The organism is Kitasatospora sp. NPDC001664 (genome assembly GCF_053596675.1).
In genome coordinates, this window is record NZ_JBSFGS010000002.1 from 423398 (window position 1) to 439046 (window position 15649).

General features: G+C 74.7%; 15 protein-coding genes. 9 read left to right on the top strand and 6 right to left on the bottom strand.

Annotated elements, in window-relative coordinates; genetic code table 11:
• Window positions 1–42: 42 nt before the first annotated feature.
• Window positions 43–726: a DUF5995 family protein gene (locus tag ACWCYY_RS04295; RefSeq protein ID WP_449795041.1), complete on the bottom strand. Its 684-nt coding sequence runs from the start codon at window positions 724–726 to the stop codon at window positions 43–45.
• A 96-nt stretch (window positions 727–822) separates the two neighbouring features.
• A complete protein-coding gene (locus ACWCYY_RS04300) occupies window positions 823–1380 on the bottom strand; it encodes a hypothetical protein (protein ID WP_449795042.1) in 558 nt (185 codons plus the stop codon).
• 75 nt (window positions 1381–1455) lie between these two features.
• Here ACWCYY_RS04300 and ACWCYY_RS04305 point away from each other — a divergent pair, with 75 nt between their 5' ends.
• The 6 genes from ACWCYY_RS04305 (at window position 1456) to ACWCYY_RS04330 (ending at window position 6205) form a co-directional block, all read left to right on the top strand.
• Window positions 1456–2133, top strand: a complete 678-nt coding sequence (locus tag ACWCYY_RS04305) for a RibD family protein (protein ID WP_449795043.1) — start codon at window positions 1456–1458, stop codon at window positions 2131–2133.
• 86 nt (window positions 2134–2219) lie between these two features.
• A complete protein-coding gene (locus ACWCYY_RS04310) occupies window positions 2220–3050 on the top strand; it encodes a sulfurtransferase (protein ID WP_449795044.1) in 831 nt (276 codons plus the stop codon).
• Between the two features lie 191 nt (window positions 3051–3241).
• On the top strand, window positions 3242–4096 hold the full coding sequence (locus tag ACWCYY_RS04315) for an SDR family NAD(P)-dependent oxidoreductase (RefSeq protein ID WP_449795045.1): 855 nt from the start codon (window positions 3242–3244) through the stop codon (window positions 4094–4096).
• Window positions 4096–5157, top strand: a complete 1062-nt coding sequence (locus tag ACWCYY_RS04320) for an S-adenosylmethionine:tRNA ribosyltransferase-isomerase (RefSeq protein ID WP_449795046.1) — start codon at window positions 4096–4098, stop codon at window positions 5155–5157. Before ACWCYY_RS04315 ends, ACWCYY_RS04320 begins: the two co-directional genes overlap by 1 nt.
• 175 nt (window positions 5158–5332) lie before the next feature.
• Entirely contained in the window at window positions 5333–5596 is a 264-nt protein-coding gene (locus ACWCYY_RS04325) for a hypothetical protein (protein WP_449795047.1), read from the top strand.
• A 222-nt stretch (window positions 5597–5818) separates the two neighbouring features.
• Window positions 5819–6205, top strand: coding sequence for a VOC family protein (locus ACWCYY_RS04330; RefSeq protein WP_345281899.1), 387 nt, complete (start codon window positions 5819–5821; stop codon window positions 6203–6205).
• A gap of 62 nt (window positions 6206–6267) precedes the next feature.
• Here the strand turns inward: ACWCYY_RS04330 and ACWCYY_RS04335 are convergent, their stop codons facing one another.
• The 4 genes from ACWCYY_RS04335 to ACWCYY_RS04350 form a co-directional block, all read right to left on the bottom strand.
• On the bottom strand, window positions 6268–9213 hold the full coding sequence (locus ACWCYY_RS04335) for a polysaccharide lyase family 8 super-sandwich domain-containing protein (RefSeq protein WP_449795048.1): 2946 nt from the start codon (window positions 9211–9213) through the stop codon (window positions 6268–6270).
• Between the two features lie 174 nt (window positions 9214–9387).
• Complete coding sequence (locus ACWCYY_RS04340; protein ID WP_449795049.1) at window positions 9388–10416, bottom strand: LacI family DNA-binding transcriptional regulator; 1029 nt, start codon at window positions 10414–10416, stop codon at window positions 9388–9390.
• A gap of 395 nt (window positions 10417–10811) precedes the next feature.
• Entirely contained in the window at window positions 10812–11132 is a 321-nt protein-coding gene (locus ACWCYY_RS04345) for a DMT family transporter (protein WP_345281907.1), read from the bottom strand.
• 2 nt (window positions 11133–11134) lie between these two features.
• On the bottom strand, window positions 11135–11836 hold the full coding sequence (locus ACWCYY_RS04350; RefSeq protein ID WP_449795050.1) for an FMN-dependent NADH-azoreductase: 702 nt from the start codon (window positions 11834–11836) through the stop codon (window positions 11135–11137).
• 112 nt (window positions 11837–11948) lie between these two features.
• Here ACWCYY_RS04350 and ACWCYY_RS04355 point away from each other — a divergent pair, with 112 nt between their 5' ends.
• The 3 genes from ACWCYY_RS04355 (at window position 11949) to ACWCYY_RS04365 (ending at window position 15649) form a co-directional block, all read left to right on the top strand.
• Window positions 11949–12575, top strand: coding sequence for a TetR/AcrR family transcriptional regulator (locus tag ACWCYY_RS04355; protein ID WP_449795051.1), 627 nt, complete (start codon window positions 11949–11951; stop codon window positions 12573–12575).
• A 288-nt stretch (window positions 12576–12863) separates the two neighbouring features.
• Entirely contained in the window at window positions 12864–13754 is an 891-nt protein-coding gene (locus ACWCYY_RS04360; protein ID WP_449795052.1) for a hypothetical protein, read from the top strand.
• 35 nt (window positions 13755–13789) lie between these two features.
• On the top strand, window positions 13790–15649 hold the full coding sequence (locus tag ACWCYY_RS04365) for a hypothetical protein (protein WP_449795053.1): 1860 nt from the start codon (window positions 13790–13792) through the stop codon (window positions 15647–15649).

Here is a 15649-nt window from a genome sequence, read left to right on the forward strand (position 1 = left end):
CCCCGGGGCGGCCCTCGGGGGTCCGGGCCGGACGGCGCCCTGCTACCGGCCGTTCAGCGGGGTGAGCAGGGCACGGCTGACCATGCCGACCGAGCCGGACAGGGTGTCGGTGAAGGCGCCGCGGACGAAGGGGATGCCGCGCAGCTCCCAGAGGGACAGGGCGCTGGCCCAGGCGGCGTCGCGGGCCCGGTCGACGCTCCAGACGCCCAGGACGTGGAGCAGCGGGTCGGCGAGGTCCAACTCGGCCGGGCCGCCGAGGAGTTCGTCCCGGACCTGGTCCTCGACCTGGGCCAGCAGGGTGTTGACCCGCAGGTAGTCCCGCTCGACCCGCTCCGGCTCGCGGCCGAGCGCCCGGCAGGTGTCCACCAAGGAGAGCGGCAGGTCGTTCTCGATGTGCGCGTTCATCCCGGCGAGGGCGAACTGCAGCGGATGGATCCCCCGGTGCCCCCGCAGCTCGAACAGCGGCCGCCAGCACGCCGCCGGCCGGCCGCCGGTGGCCGCCGCGTCCACCGCCGCCAGGTACCGCGCGGCGAACCGCGCGTCCAACTCCGCCATGAACCCCGGATCGTCGAAGAACCCGGCGGTCAGCCGCTCCCCGATCAGCTCCGTGACCCTCAGGTACATCGCGTTGAACCGCGCGACCCCGTCGTCCTCGGGCAGCGCCGTCCGCAACTGCCGCATCCGTTCGATGACCTGGTCGACCGTCATGGTCGGTTGGCTCGCCATGCCCACCAGCATGCCCGCTCCCGGCCCCGCCGGAGAAGGACCCGCGCCTGTGCGCGCCGGGGCACCCGGATCCGGGTCGGCGCGCCGTGGTGGGGGTCAGCCGTGCATGACGCCGAGGTCGCGGGCCAGGGACTCCAGGCCGTAGCGGGTGACGTGGTCGGCGTTGGCGAGGTCGATGGTGCGGACGCCCTCGGCGGCGAGGCGTTCGTTGACCTCGTCGAGGTGCTGCTGGACGAGGTGCTTCTCGGCGTCGGTGGTGCGGCCCTTGTGGGGGCGGCCGGCGTGTTCGAGGCTCGCGTAGTTGACCCGCTCCTTGGCGGAGGAGGCCGGGGCCTGCTCCGGGACGGAACGGGTGGGGACGCGCTTGGCGCCGCGGAGGACCTCGGCCATCGGCGTGGCGACGGCCAGTCGGTCGAAGACGCCGGCCTCCATCACGACGGTCTCGGGCTGGTCGCTGCCCGGCCGGTACAGCTCGACCGTCACCAGGTCGATGGCCAGCTCCGCCACCGAGGACAGCTCCTCCGCCAGCGCCTCGATCTCGACCGGGCCGTCCGCCAGGTCGGGGTGGTGGCGCACCACGATCCGCACCAAGGCGCCGTCGTCCTCGACGTGCTTGCCGGTCAGGTCCGAGAACCTGATGATCTTCTGGCCCATGGTGTGCCCCTGCCTGCCCCTCGTATGACGGATGATCAGCCGAGAGCCTACGCCCATGGAAGAACGGAGCCCGTGATGGCCGAGCGCCCCCACGTCCTGCTGAGCGTCGCGACGTCGATCGACGGATGCATCGACGACACCTCGCCGCAGCGGCTGATGCTGTCGAACGCGGCGGACTTCGACCGGGTGGACCAGGTGCGGGCGGAGTCGGACGCGATCCTGATCGGGGGCAACACCATCCGCACCGACAACCCCCGCCTGCTCGTCAACAGCGAGGAGCGCCGGGCCGCCCGGGTGGAGGCCGGGAAGCCCGCGTACCCGTTGAAGGTGACGGTCACGGCGAGCGGGGAGCTGGACCGGGAGCTGAAGTTCTGGCACACCGGGGGCGGGAAGGTGGTCTACACGACGGATGCCGGGGCGGCGCGGCTGCGGGGGGAGCTGGAGGGGTTGGCCGAGGTGGTCGGGCTCGGCGGGACGGTGGACTTCGGGCGGATGCTCGACGACCTCGGGGCCCGTGGGGTGCGGCGGTTGATGGTGGAGGGCGGGGGCCGGATCCACACGCAGTTCCTCGCGGAGGGGCTCGCCGACGAGGTGCAGTGGGCGGTGGCGCCGCTGCTGGTGGGGGAGGCGGAGGCACCGCGGTTCGTGTACCCGGCGCGCTTCCCCGGCGGGAGCACCCGGCGGATGCGGCTGCTCGGGGTGAGCACGGTCGGCGACGTGGTGCTGCTGCGGTACGCGCCGAAGGAGGGGTGAGGCGCGCGGGCGACGGGGAGTGGGCCAGAATCGGGGCGGTGGGCCGTGCGGCCCCCGCTCACGAACGGAACGTTAGGACGACGCCGATGACTTCGCTCCCGCTGCCCGGACCGCTGGTCGACGTGCACTGGCTCGCCGAGCACCTGGACCACCCGGACCTGGTGGTGCTGGACGTGCCGGTCGGCGAGCGGGTGGACGGGGTCCGGCCGATCCGCGGGGCCGGGGAGTTCGACCTGGAGGGGGCGCTCTCCGACCACACCGGCACGCTGCCGCACACCATGCCGTCGGTGGAGCAGTTCACGTCGGCGGTGCGGGAGTTGGGGGTCAACGACCGCTCGACGGTGGTGGTCTACGACGGTGTCGGCATCTACTCCAGTGCCCGGGCCTGGTGGATGTTCCGGGCGATGGGCTTCGACCGGGTCGCGGTGCTGGACGGCGGTCTGCCGGCCTGGGAGGCGGCGGAGCTGCCCCGGGGCGGCCGGACCGAGCCCGTCGTGCCGGGGGACTTCACCGCCGCACCGCGCCCGGGGCTGGTCGTGGACCGCACGGTGGTCGGCGCTGCCCTGGCCGACCCGGCGCGCGCGGTGCTGGACGCCCGGACCGCCGGGCGGTTCGCCGGGACGGCGCCGGAGCCCAGGGAGGGCCTGCGCGGCGGTCACATGCCGGGGGCGTTCAACCTGCCGTTCGGGAGTCTCCAGGACGGGGGCCGGATGCTGGCGGCGGCGGAACTGCGGGCGCGCTTCGAGGAGTTGGTGGGCGAGCGCGAGGACCTGGTGTTCAGCTGCGGCTCGGGGGTGACGGCGTGCGTGCTGGCGCTGGGCGCCGACCTGGCCGGGTACGACCGGCTGGCGGTGTACGACGGCTCGTGGAGCGAGTGGGGGCTGCTGCCCGAACTCCCGGTGGTGACGGGGGAGTGAGGTCGAGGCGGTGGGCGGTAGGCGGTGGGTGGCCGCAGGCGGCGGTGAGCCGTCGTGTCGGCCGGTGACGGGTCGGGCGGCCGGAGCCCTGGGGCCGGGGTCCTGCGCCTGGGGGAGTAGGCCCAAGGGACCGGGAGGGCTGAGTCCGGTGGCCGATCCACGGACGGCGTGCCCGGAGCCACAGTTGGGTCATGGACAACACTGCTCACGCCGCCGCCCCCACCACCGCCACCGCTCCCGCCTCCCCCCGCGTCGCCGTCGTCACCGGTGCGTCCAGGGGCTTCGGTCTGGAGCTCGCCCGGGCGCTCGCCGCGGACGGCTGGCAGCTGGTCATCACCGCCCGAGGTGAGAACGAACTCCTCGCGGTGGAACGGGAGCTGGCCGGACGGACCAAGGTGGTGGCCCTGGCCGGCTCGGTGGTGGACGACGACCACCGGGAGCGCCTCGCCGAGGCCGCCGCCGCGCTCGGTGGTGCCGAGCTGCTGGTCAACAACGCCTCGACGTTGACCGGCTACCCCCTGGAAGGGGCGCCGCTGCCGAAGCTCGCGGAGTTCCCGCTCCCCGGCCTGCTGGAGACCTTCGAGGTCAACGTGCTCGGGCCGATCGCCCTCACCCAGCTGCTCCTGCCCCAACTCCGGTCCCACCGCGGCTCGGTGCTCAACCTCTCCTCCGACGCGGCCGTCGAGGCCTACGCCGGCTGGGGCGGCTACGGCGCCAGCAAGGCCGCGCTCGACCACGCCTCCGCCGTCCTCGCGGAGGAGGAGCCCGAGCTGCGGGTCTGGGCGGTCGACCCGGGTGACATGCGCACCGTGATGCACCAGGAGGCCTTCCCCGGCGAGGACATCTCCGACCGGCCGCTGCCCGTGACCGTGGTCCCCGCCTTCCTCGCCCTGCTGGCCGGGCGCCCCGACTCCGGCCGCTACCGGGCCGGCGACCTCCACCCCGCCGACCCGCACGCCGGCGCCGACCCGCATTCCGGTGCCGGAGCCGTTCAGGGCGAGGACGCACCGCTGACCGGATCCGCACCGACGACGGGAGAACACTGATGGCCACCGCCGTGGAGCCCGGACTCGACTTCACCGTCCCCGCCGAACTCTCCGCCCACGCACCGGCGGAGGCACGCGGGCTGCGCCGCGACGGCGTCCGGATGCTGGTCGGCCGCCGGGGTGCCCTGAGCACCGAGCACCGGGTGTTCGCCGACCTGCCCGAGGTGCTGGAGCCGGGTGACCTGCTGGTGGTCAACAACTCCGCCACGCTGCCCGCCGCCCTCCCCGGCCGGCTTCCCGACGGGACGCCCGTCACGCTGCACCTCTCCTCGGCCCGGCCGGACGCCCTGGGCGCCCACCTGGTCGAACTGCGGCGGCCGAGCGGCGCCGCCGCGGAGTACTTCCCGCCGCAACTCTCGCCCGCGCTGGCGGGGTTGACCGTCTCCCTGCCGGACGGCGGCAGCGCCGAGCTGACCGGCCCGTACACGCCGAGGCTCTGGTACGCCCGGCTCGCCCTGCCCGCGCCGCTGACCGGCTACCTGGCCGCCAACGGACGGGCCATCCGGTACGGCTACGTGGACCGGGACTGGCCGCTGAGCGCCTATCAGACGGTCTTCGCCAGTGAGCCGGGGAGCAGCGAAATGCCCAGCGCGGCCCGGCCGTTCACCGCGGAGACGGTGGCCCGGCTCGCAGCACGGGGCGTGCTGGTGGCGCCGGTCACCCTGCACACCGGGGTGGCCTCGCCGGAGGCGCACGAGCGGCCCTACCCCGAGTGGTACCGGGTCCCGGCCGCGACCGCCCGGCTGGCCGGGCACGTCCGGGAGCACGGCGGCCGGGTGATCGCGGTCGGCACCACCGCCGTGCGGGCGCTGGAGTCCGCCACGGCGGCGGACGGCACCGTGCGGGCGGCGGAGGGCTGGACCGAGCTGGTGGTCACCCCCGATCGGGGCGTCCGCACGGTGGACGGCCTGCTCACCGGCTGGCACGAGCCGCGCGCCTCGCACCTCGACCTGCTGGCGGCGGTGGCCGGCCGCCCGCTGCTGGAACGGTGCTACGCCGAGGCGCTCGAAGGCCGGTACCTGTGGCACGAGTTCGGGGACGTGAACCTGCTGCTGCCGTGAGCGGCGCCCCAGGCGTGCGGGTATGCGGGCGTGCGGGTGTGTGGGTGTGTGGGTGTGCGGGCCGGGGGCGGCGGTGGTGAGCGCGCCGTTCCGGCCCGCCGGTCGGCGGCGGTCGGTAGGGTGGCGGTACGACGCCGGGTCAACGGGCCCGGTCACCCTACGAGGACCCGGGCCAGTGACCCACCCGTACACCCACCCGTACGCCCTGCGCATCGCCAAGACCGTCGCCGCCGTGGTCGGCGGCCTCTCCGGCCCTGCCCGTCAGGAACTCCACCAGGCCCTGCTGCGGGCCCAGGCCCAGCCCTACTGCTGGCCCCTGGCGGACCGGTACGACCTCGACGACACCGTGCGGGTCGTCACCACGCCGCACGCCGTCGTGCACTACGCGGTCGTCCCCGCCTCGCCGCACCTGTGGGTCTTCGCGATCACCGTCCTGTAGGCGGGCGGTGGTCGGCGGTGGTCCTTGCCACCACCGGCGGTGGTGGTTAAGGTCGTTCGTGTGACTACCGGGTCGGCCTTGGGCCATTCACGAGTGGGTTACCCGGCCTCGGCGTGAGCCCGAGGCGGGTGAGAGCCCCGCCCCTGCTCCGTTCTCCTTGCTTCCGGCGCCTTCGATCGGCGCACCTTCCAACGGATCCCGAGAGCGGAGACCACACCACTGATGACGCACGTCCAGCTCAACCACACGGCCGTCTACGCGAGCGACCGGCAGCGGTCGGCCGAATTCCTCGCCGCAGTCATGGGGTTGGAGGTCGGCAACCCGTTCGGGCCCTTCCTCCCCGTGGACCTCGGCAACGGCGTGAGGCTCGACTACTACGAGAAGCGCGACGAACCCGTGCAGGGCCAGCACTACGCCTTCCTCGTCCCCGACGAGGAGTTCGACGGCATGATCGACCGCCTGCGGGCGGCGGGGGTCACCTACTACGCCAACCCGGACCACACCGACCCAGGCCGCGAGAACGGCTGGTTCGGCGGCCGCGGCGTCTACTTCGCCGACCCCGACGGGCACAACATGGAGCTGATGACCCGGCCGTACGTCCGCCCGTAGCAGCTCACGAGAGGGCGGGTCGCCGGTCCGGCGGCCCGCCGCTCCCGCTTCCTGACGGCGGGTCAGGAGCTGATCACCTCCAGGACAGGGTGGAAGGCGGCGTGGCCGCGGGCGTCGAGGTTGACCGCGAGGCCGACGGCGGCGAGGGGCTGCCAGAGGGCCAGGGTGAGGGCGGGCCGGCCCGCGGTGACGGCGGCGGTCACGTCCAGCGGGATCCAGTCGGGGGTGGTGGATGTCCGCCCGGTGCCCAGGGCCTGGGCGAGGGCGGGGGCGTTGGCCCAGGTGACGGCGGTCTCGGTCCAGGGCGTGGTGGCGGTGGCGAAGGCCTGGAGGGTGGTGAGGGTGCCGCCGGAGTCGGCGACCGCTCCGTGGACCCAGAGGACGGCGCGCCGGACGGTGCCGGGGACGGCGGTGGTGTCGAAGCCGAACAGGGCGCGGCGGCCGTAGCCGCTGTCGGTGGTGTCGGTGTTCTTGACCGTCAGGGTGGTCGCGGCGCCGTAGTTGGTGGTGGCGTAGGAGCCGTCGCGGACGTAGCTGTCCTGGGTGGGGGCGAGCACGGTCGCGGTGGCCGTCTCCGGGCTGCCCGCGGTGCTGGAGAGGGTGATCGTGCGTCCGGCGCCCTGGGTGCCGCCGAGTTCCACCAGGAGGGTCACGGTGCCCTCCGTGGAGAGCACGTTGACGCCCGGGACGGGGGTGGTCGGACGCCCGGTGCCGGTGAGGGTGACCGTCACGGTGGCGGACTGGCGGGACGGGTCGGCGACGGTGACCGTTCGGGTGCCGCCGGCGTCCCGGACCAGGACCGAGCACGGGGCGGAGGCGGTGATCGGGCCCGCCGTCCCGGCGGCGAAGAAGTTGGCGGCGGTGACGCCCGAGGCGGAGTCGGCGACCGCCTGCACGGTGCGGGAGTTGGCGAGGGTCGTGACGGTGGGGGAGGCGGCTCGGGCCGCGGTCGCGGCGGGGGTCGCGCCGGGCATCAGCTGGTATTCGTAGGAGGCGTCGGTGGGGTCGGTGCCGTGGTCGAACCAGAGGGTCAGGTAGCGGCGGGTCAGCTGCTCGGTGGATCCGTTGGTGTTGATGTCGTGCCAACTGCCGGTGCGGGCCTCGCGCTTGGCCTGGAGGGAGGTGCCGGCGGGGAGCACGTAGCCGCCGAAGCCGGAGACGGTGACGGCCCGGGCGCCCGCGAACTGCTGGGACCAGCCGAGGGTGGCGGGCTGGGCGGTGCCGTCGACGGTGAGGGTGTGGGTGCCGGTGGGACCGAGGTTGCGGTTGTCCAGGACGGTCTCCACCCGGGTGCCGTCGGTGCAGCCGATGCCCGCTCCCAGGCAGACGACCGAATCGTCCAGCAGGAACCAGGACTTGCGGCCGGTGAGGGTGGAGGAGAGGCCGCGCAGGTCCTGGCCGACGGCGGCGTAGGTGCCGTCGGTGGCGCCGCCGGCCCAGGTGGAGGCCGGGCGGGGAGCGCCCCAGGTGCCGCCGGCGGCGTCGGCCAGCGGCTTCGTGGAGACGGTGGTGCCGGGCAGGCGGTAGGGGTCGACGGTGGGCCAGAAGGCGTCCGAGTACTGGCCGTTGCCGAAGGTGGCGCCCCACCAGGAGAGCATGCCGTTGTTGCTGTGCCAGCCGCGCAGGTGCTCGCCGTTGCCGGTCTCGTAGAAGGTGGTCCGGGCCGAGCAGAGGCTGAGCGAGGCGGCCCAGCCGGGGCGGCGGACGACGGCGCGGTCCATCGCGAAGACGCGGGCGCCGAGCGGCTCGGGGGCGGTGGGGGTGGCGGCCTCGGTGGTGCTCAGGAGGGCCTGGGCACGGGCGAGTTCGGGAACGTCGAGGTAGCCGTTGGAGAGGTAGGGGAGGTAGTACTCCCGGGTGAGCCAGCCCTTCACGGCGGAACGCCAGGCGGCCGACTGGGCGGCCGGGGCGGCGCCGGAGTCGGCGAGCCGCAGGATGTGGCCGATCAGGGTGTGGCCCCGGGTGTGGTCGTCCTGCTGGAGCTGGAACTGGTCACCGCTCTGGCGGCCCCGGCTGACGGCCCGTCCGCTGACGGAGTCCATCACCAGGCCGTTGTAGAGGAAGGGCGCGTAGGCGTTGGCCACGGAGTCGAAGACGGTCTGACGGGAGGGGTCGGAGACCTGCCAGGCGGAGCCGGCCAGCAGGGCGAACAGCTTGCTGAGGCCGCCGAGCAGGACCTCGCCGTAGGAGCCGGTGTACGGGACCCAGGTGTGCTGGACGAACGAGCCGTCGGCGTACAGGCCGTCGCCGGTCAGCACGTACGGGAAGACGGGGGAGAGGGCGGTGGTGGCGGTGGCCAGCTTGGCGGAGGAGCGGCCGAGGAGGCCCCGCAGGGAGAGGACGCGGCAGAGGTCGACCCGGTTGGCGCCGGTGCTGGTGCCGGTGTAGCTCGCCACCCGGGAGTCGGGGACCTGGCGGTCCACGGCCGAGAGCAGGGCGGTGAGCTGGGTGGGTGTCAGGCGTTCGTGGACCAGGACGCAGACGTCGAGCAGCGCCTGCGGGGTGCCGATCTGCCAGTCCCACCAGTTGCCGTAGGCGGTGGCGGTGGGGGTGTAGCCGCCGGGGGTGGTGTTGAGGTGGTCCAGGCCGGTGGTGATCGCGGTGGCCAGCGCCTGGTCGCCGGTGAGGCCGGTGCCGGGCTGGGCCCAGGCCAGGGCCATGGTGCGCAGACGGGTGTGGGAGGCGGTGACGTTGGCCGAGTTGCTGCCGAGCGGGAGGTCCGGCCAGAGGGAGGTGGAGGTGGGGGCGATGGCCTGGAGCTGGGCGCGGGCCCGGTCGCCGAGGGCGGTGAGGGTGGTGGCGTAGGGGGCGGCGGCCGGGTCGAAGCCGGTGCCGGTCAGCAGGTCGCGCCAGCGCAGGCGGAGGGAGTCGTAGGCGTCGGTGGCCGCGAGGGCCTGGTGGGCGGGGACCAGGCTGGATGCGGCACCGAGGGCACCGAGGGCGGCGAGTTGGAGCAGGCGGCGGCGGGAGAGCAGAGCGGCGCGGGGGGTCAGGGGTTCGGTGGGCACGGGTGACGTCCTCCGGGGCGGTGGGGGCCGGGGCGGGACGACGGTAAGCGCTTTCCCGAAGGGGCGTCAATGGTCTGGGCAGGACGGGCCGAAGCCCTGGTGGGCGGGATGGTAAGCGCTTTCCCGTGCGGGCCCGGACGCTCCGTGTCCCTACCTCGGCTCGGAGCCGTTCCCTCAGCGGCGGGGAGCGCCCGTGGTGGCGCGCAGCACCACCTGGACCGGCGCGTCGAAACTGCCGACCGTGTCCGCCGGAGAGCGGAGCGCCAGCCGCACCGCCTCGGCGCCCATCAGCGTCAGCGGTATCCGGACGGTGCTCAGCGGCAGGCTGAGGTCCTCCGCCAGCGGTATGTCGTCGAACCCCGCCAGCGAGATCTCCTCGGGCACCCGCACCCCGCGCTCCCGGAGGGCGGCCAGGGCACCCACGGCGCAGACGTCCGCCAGCGCCAGCACCGCCGTCGGGACCTCGCCCCGCGCATCACCCCTCAGGAGGGAGGCCATCGCGCGACGGCCGCCCTCGCGGGTGAACTCGGACTCCAGTACGGCGGACCCGGGCAGGGCCACCCCGGCCTCGGCCAGCGCTTCCCGGACCCCGGCCAGCCGCTCGCCCGGCACCCGGAGCCGGCTCGGCCCGGTGATCACCGCGAAGTCCCGGTGCCCGAGGGCGAGCAGAGCCCGCGTCAGCTCGGCGGCGCCGGTCCGGTTGGCCGGGCGGACGGTGTGGTACTCCGGCCCGTGGTCCGTGACGGCGGCCACCGACCCGCCACCGGCCCGGTACTCCGCGAGCGCCGAATCCAGCCGGGCCGCGGCCTTCGGGTCGGTGTAGCCCGACCCGGCCAGCACGATGGCCTGCACCCGCTGGGCGTGCAGCATCCGCACCCCGCGGAGCTCGGCGGCCGGGTCGCCGTCGGTGTTGACCACCAGCGGCATCAGGCCCGCCGCCACCACGGCGTCGCAGGCGCCGCGGGCCAGGGCGGCGAAGTACGGGTCGGAGACGTCGTGCAGCAGGATGCCCACGGTGGCGGTGGTCGCGCGGGCCAGGGCCTGGGCCGGGGCGTTCGGCAGGTACCCGAGCGCGGCCGCGGTGTCCCGCACCCGCCCGGCCAGGCCGGAACCGACCTTGCGGGTGGACCCGTTGAGCACCCTGGAGGCGGTGGCCAGGGAGACCCCGGCCTCCCGTGCCACATCGCCCAGCGTCACGCCCATGTCCGCGGCTCCCGTTCGGCAGGTTCAGGGCCGTCAGGGTACCGGTTGGGCGGCGGTGGCCGGAGCGGGGTGCCGGTCGGAGGAGACCGCTGTCCGGCCGGGACGGGGGAGGCCCACGCGAGCCGCCCACCCCCGTGGTCGCTCGCGTGGGCCGTCCGGGACGCGGGAGGTGGAGGCGGACCCGCTTGAGGACCGGGGTGCCGCGGCCTCCCGTGTCCCGGCCGCACCACCCATCCAAGCGCTCCGCCAGTGTGGGGAGCACTGGACTCCCGCACGAGACGGCGGGCCCCGCGTCGGGTGATCCGCCAGTCGGCGGGCCCCGGGCACGTCGTGGTCCGACCCGTGCTGGGCCGGCCCGTGGTGGGCGGGCCGGTGGTGGGCCGACCCGAGATGGGTCAACCCGAGGTGCCCAGGCGGACGGTGACCAGTCCGGCGGTGACCAGGGCCAGGCCGACGACCTGAGTGACGGAGAGCCGTTCGCCGCCCAGCAGTGCCCCGGTCAGCACCGCGCCGACGGTGCCGATCCCGGTGAAGACCGCGTAGGCGGGGCCGGCCGGGAGGTCGCGGACGGCGCGCCCGAGGAGGTAGACGGCGGCGAGCATGAGGGCGAGGCAGAGCAGGGTCTGCGGGAGCCGGGTGAACCCCTCGGTGGGTTTGATGCTGCGGGACCAGGCGATCTCGACGGCCCCGGCCAGCAGCAGCCAGATCCACGGCACGGTCAACCCTCCTTCGCCAGCGTGCGGTCGGCCGAGGTCGTGGCGGGCACGGTGGCGAGCTCCGTGCCGAGTTCCACGGCCCGGGCGAGGGCTGCGGCGGCGGAGTCGAGGTGCTGCGGCAGGCGGCCGGCGAGGCCGGGGTCGCTGAGGGAGTTGACCAGTTCGGCGCTGATCACCTCGGCGTCCTCGACGCCGTAGTGGCCGTGGAAGAAGTCGAGCAGGTACCGGCCCTGGTGGTCGAAGGGCTCGCGGGGAGTGCCGGGCCCGTACGCGCCGCCGCGCGCCGAGAGGACCACGAAGCGGCGCGGGGCGAGCACCATCTTCGGGAAGGTCACCTGGTCGATCCAGGCCTTGAGGGCCGCCGGGACGCCGAAGTTGTACATCGGCGCGCCGATCAACACCACGTCTGCGGCGAGCAGTTCGGCGAGCAGGGGTTCGGTGACCGCCCAGGCGCGGCGTTCGGCCTCGGTCCGGACGGCCTGCGCGTAGCGATCAGTGGCAGCCTCGGTGATGCCCTCGCGCAGGAGGGTGTCGCAGAGGCTGGTCCAGCCCTCCGAGATCGGCGGGGGCGGGTCGATGGCGAGGTCGCGGTGCGTGACCTCGCCGCCGCCGTTCAGCCGCCAGGCCCGGACGAAGGCGGCGCCGAGGCGGCGGGTGAAGGAGTCGGTGCGGGCGCTGCTGTCGAGGTGCAGGAGTCGAGGCACGGCGGAGGAACCCCCCAAGGTTCGGTGGAAGTGGACACGCTGTCCGCTTCTGGGTCGGCTTCACCGTACGAGCAAGTGGACGCTCTGTCCACTTGCTCGTTAGGCTGCTGCCGTGACCGAACTGCCGCCGCTCCCGCTCGCCGTCGACCCCCCGCTGCGGGAGCGGGCCGACGCGGCCCGCAACCGGGCCCGGGTGCTCGCCGCCGCCGAGCGGCTCTTCGCGGACGGTGACCCGTCGGCCGTCACCATGGACGACATCGCCAAGGCCGCCGGCATCGGCCGCGGCACGCTCTACCGGCGCTACCCCGACCGGGCGGCGATCGCCCGTGCGCTCCTCGACGAGCATGAACGGGAGCTCCAGGAAAGGCTGTTGAGCGGCCCCGCGCCGCTCGGCCCCGGAGTCTTCGGCGAACCCGCGCCCAAGCCGGCCGACCGGCTCGCGGCCTTCTACGCCGCGATGACGGAGCTGCTGGAGACCCATGTCCACCTGGCCCTCGGTGCGGAGAGCGGCCTGGCCCGCTACGGCACCGGCGCCTACGGCTTCTGGCGGCTGCACGTCGCCCACCTCGCCCGCCAGGCCGGCCTCGGCGACCCCGAGGCCGCCGCCGACCACCTGCTCGCCCCCCTGGCCCCTGAACTCTTCCGCCACCAACGCGACCGCGGTGTCTCGCCTGAGCGCATCACGGCGGCGCTGGTGGAGCTGGCGGGGCGTGCCCTGGGTGGGGTTGACGGAGTGTGAGGGGGCGCGAGGCGACCGGTCGGTTGGAGCTGCGGGCGGCCTGACGTTGCGGAGCCGGGTGTGACCGGGGCGGGCGCCCGCGGCTGAGTCGGATTTCCGTCGGACCCGTGCGGGAGGCGCCGGGAGGGTCCGACCGTGCTGACGAGGGGTCGGTGCCCTGCTGGGCTCGTATGTGGGGATTCTGTGTCGGAAGTCCTTTGGGCGGGCCTAGAGTTGGTGGTCCGGTGATCCCGTGCGGCGGATCGGCGGGGCGGGTGGTCTGGGGGTCAGGATGAGGTGCGGCATCGGATGAAGTCCGGGGCGGACAGGGGCGACGAGGTCACGGCGAGCGGGGAGAAGTCGCTGGCCGTCGGGGGGAACCTCGGGAACGCGGTGATCGGGGACAACCCGACGTTGATCGTGCAGCACCTCCGCCCGAGGGTGCGGCGGAGCACCGTGCTGACGGGGCTGGCCGTGCTCGCGGTGGGTGGGGCGGTGACGGGGTGGCTGGTGTTCGGGGACGGGAAGCCCGCCACGGTCTCGGTCGGCTCGGTGTGGCCGGCCCGGAACGCGGGATGTGACCTGACGAGCCGGGTGGCGATGCCACGAGGTGGCCCGGAGGTGGGGGCGGTGGACCTGGGGTTCGAGAACGATCCGCGGAACGCGGCCGCCGCGATGGGTGCGGCCTCCTGGCTGGCCGGGGCGCTGACGGTGTCCGTCAGCGCGGTGGACGCGCCGGTGACGCTGACCCGGCTGCAACCCGTGATCAAGAAGGTCGACACGCCCCCGTACGCCTGGACCCTGTCGCGTCCGGAAGGCTGCGGCGGCCCGAGCCTGCCGGTCTGGCCGGAGCTGGACCTGGACCGGGCCCGGTTGACGGCGCCGGTGGAGGGCGGGCGCTGGGTCGAGGTCGGGACGGCGCCGGACGGCATCACCGGAACGCTGGTGGAGAAGGGCCAATCGAAGCTCATCATCCTCAAGGTGACGTCCTGCAAGGCGAGTTACGAGTGGAGCCTCGACGTCGGCTACCTGGTCGACGGGGTCGAGCGGACCACCAGCCTGGGCCCGTTCCGCTCCGCCGGGACGCTGGACGGGGTGCCCGGGTACCAGATCAAGGTGCGAACCGACGGGCCGGGCAGGCTGGTCGTCCCCGCGGAGGAGCTGACGGATCCCAACGGGGCCTGCGGGGCGGCCTCGTGAGGGCGGTGCGGTGGCGAGCCCGGTGGGTCGTCCTGGTGGCCGGGGTCCTGGCGTTGACGGTGGGCGGCCTGCTCCTGGGACGGCTGCTCGTCGACGAGGGGCGGACCGGTGCGCCGCAGCCGGGCGTCTGGACGCTCCGGCCGACGGCCGCACTGGTGCCGGGCACGGCGGCGGACCGGTTCTCCGCCGACTACCTCGCGGCGGGGCCCGAGGTCGTCGTGGCGGTCGGGACGGCCGGCGGTGCCTGGTACTCGGCGGACGGAGTCACCTGGCAGGAGGGCGACTTGGGCAGCCAGGTCCGCGGCCCGGGCTGGGGGGTCGAGGTCAGCGGGCTGGTCCGGTACGGGGGCGGGTTCCTGGCGGTGGGGGTGTCGGTGGTCGGCTCGGCCACGCCGGTGTTCGGCGAGCAGGTCGCCTGGCGCTCGGCGGACGGTCGCCGCTGGACCAGGATCGAGGGCCCGCCCGCCCCCGACGGGGCACGTGTCGGACGCCCCCGGGTGCACACGGACGGCACCCGCGCGGTGGTGGCGGTCTCGGACCGGAACGTCGCGGTGCTCGGCCCGCAGGACACCGGCTGGCAGACCGACGAACTCCCGGTCGGCGACTGCCGGTTGTACGAACGGTCGGACCGGGGCACGATGCCGGCCGTGCTCAGTGCGCTCTGCCCCGGCGGCGGGGGAGAGGGCGCCGCGAAGGCCTGGGCGGCGCTGCGGCTCGACGGCCGGCCGGGGAGCGCGGCGCTGCTGCGCGTTCCGACCGGCGAGGCCGGGACCTTGGTGGCCGTCGGGGACGGCAGTGCCGTCGCCCTGGTGGACCACCCGCTGCCCCGACCCGGTGCGAGCGCATCGGCGATGGCGAGCGGAGCGGTGACGGCGACCGGATCGGTGACGGCGAGCGGAGCGGCGGCGACGGGCGGCTCGACCGAAGGCGCGTTGGACGGTGGGGGCGAGACCGATGGCGTGTTGGACGGTGGCGGCGAGACCGAGGGCGCGTTGGACGGTGGCGGCGAGGCCGGTGGTGAAGGTGCCTCGGGCGACCGGATGCAGGTGTGGGTGTCGCGGAGCGTCGACGGCGGTGTCCACTGGACGACCGCCGTCCCGTTGCCGCTGCCGGAAGGCGCCGCGTCGGGCAGCGGCTGGCCGGCGTACCTGGAGTGGACCGGCCACGGCTACGTCGCCACCGGGTGGGCCGAGGAGGCTCTGGGGTACGTGCCGCTGATCTGGACCTCCACCGACGGCGAGCGGTGGAGCGTGCAGCGGATCGCGCGGTACGCGGAGCGGACGAGCCTGGGCATGCCGGTGGCCTTCCGCGGCCTGTACCTGGTCCCCGCCCTCTACGAACCCGGGCAACGGACGGCCGGACTGCTCGTCTCCGGCGGTCCGCCCCTGAGCCCGGGGGTGACGGCCGGTCAGGTGGCTGAGAGTACGACGGTCGGTACGCCGGTGCCGAGCGGTTCGGTGCCCAGCGGTCAGGCGACCGGTGGGTCGGTGCCCAGCGGTCAGGTGCCCGGTGATCAGGCGACCGCGAGCCAGGGCCCGACCCTCACCGAGCGGATGGCCGGGGTCTGGGGCGGGACGGTCGCGGAGGGGTACCCGGGTGCGGGCGGGACGGTCCGGCTGGTCCTGCGGGCGGTCGAGACCGCGCGCGGGCCGCGTGTGCTGGTCGGCACGCTCAGCATGGACAACTGCACCGCCGAGGTCGTGCAGCAGCAGCGGCCGTCGGACGGGATGGTGCCGCTGACGGTCGGCGAGGCCAAGCAGGAGGTGGCCGGCACGGTCTTCGGCGGGGCGTCCTGCCCGCACAAGGTCGAGCTGCGCTTCACTCCGGACGGGCAGCTCGGCTGGTCGGACGACGCCACGCGGCACGGCGTGCTCGCCCCGGTGGCGGCCGACTGA